Consider the following 339-nt stretch of genomic DNA (forward strand, 5'->3'; position numbering starts at 1 on the left):
GTCCTAGGCGATCTGAAAGGCACAAATGGCTGCCTGCACGGCCGGTCGCCGGTCCTTCATGGAGTTGCTCGGGCATTATGGCCTGACGGAAATCCTTGCCTACGCGGAGGAACTTCATAATTACGCCGAGCGGCTCACGCGCGCTTAGATCACCGAGCTACCCGATGCCTGGTCGAATCGACGCCGCTGTCGGGCATGGCGGTGGATCCGAAGACCTCGCAGGTGGTCGGCGAGGTCGGCTTCCTGCCGCCGCCCTCGCCGCTGCCTGGCGGCGGCTACGGCCACGGGCTCGCGATCGGCACCAAGGCCAATGCGGACGACGCTGCGAGATCGGAAGAG

1 pseudogene is annotated in these 339 nt (G+C 65.5%); it reads left to right on the forward strand.

Annotation, left to right across the window (positions count from 1 at the left end):
- Nucleotides 1-168: 168 nt before the first annotated feature.
- Nucleotides 169-339: pseudogene (locus EN851_RS37970) on the forward strand (sugar ABC transporter substrate-binding protein); the annotation flags it as partial.

This window comes from Mesorhizobium sp. M8A.F.Ca.ET.208.01.1.1, assembly GCF_004791315.1.
Classification (GTDB): Bacteria; Pseudomonadota; Alphaproteobacteria; order Rhizobiales; family Rhizobiaceae; genus Mesorhizobium.